This is a genomic window from Bacillus sp. mrc49 (assembly GCF_002803435.1).
Map to the genome: position 1 here is coordinate 1 of NZ_PHNG01000256.1, position 608 is coordinate 608.

The window sequence follows — 608 nt, forward strand, 5'->3', positions numbered from 1 at the left end:
GGTTCAATCGAATATCGTGAAAGGATTTCTCTGCATCGGTCGTCATGATATTGGACTTATAAAACCGGAATGGGACCTCTTCCACACAATGTGTCGACATAATGAGTCCACGAGGGCAATATTGGGCATTTTCCACGAAGTGAACTTTTTTCATCAGTTGATCATGACTCATTAAATAATTCAATATCCAAACGCATTCTCTTCGTTTAAGTTGATAATGATTTAAAAACCACCGAATAAAATCCTTCTTCTCATTCACAGAAACAGGGGCAGCCACCATGAATTCCCTCCTCTGTCTTGATTTAGTTTGGTTACGCTAACTTACGCTTCATCCGAGCCTTCACCAAGCCGCTCCAAAATCATGGCATACTCATCATTCGCCGGGTTAATCTCAAGCAGCTTATTAAATACTTCTCTAGATGTGGCTCTGTCTCCTTCTTCAATTAAAAAGAAACCATAGTCTTCGAGGAAATCTTGATTGTTCTTGAATGAATTATATGCATTATGATAGCTGGTTAATGACTCTTTAAATTGTTCGGTGTGCTGGTAAGATACGGCGGCTATCCATTCAAACTGAGGATCATCCTCTCCGTATCTCCTCACTTCTC

1 protein-coding gene and 1 pseudogene are annotated in these 608 nt (G+C 40.1%); both read right to left on the minus strand.

Annotation, left to right across the window (positions count from 1 at the left end; all coding sequences use genetic code 11):
* The coding region (locus CVN76_RS01840; RefSeq protein ID WP_100530162.1) for a ReoY family proteolytic degradation factor at positions 1-277 on the minus strand (277 nt) is incomplete at its 3' end.
* Between the two features lie 44 nt (positions 278-321).
* A pseudogene (locus CVN76_RS01845) lies at positions 322-608 on the minus strand (tetratricopeptide repeat protein); the annotation flags it as partial.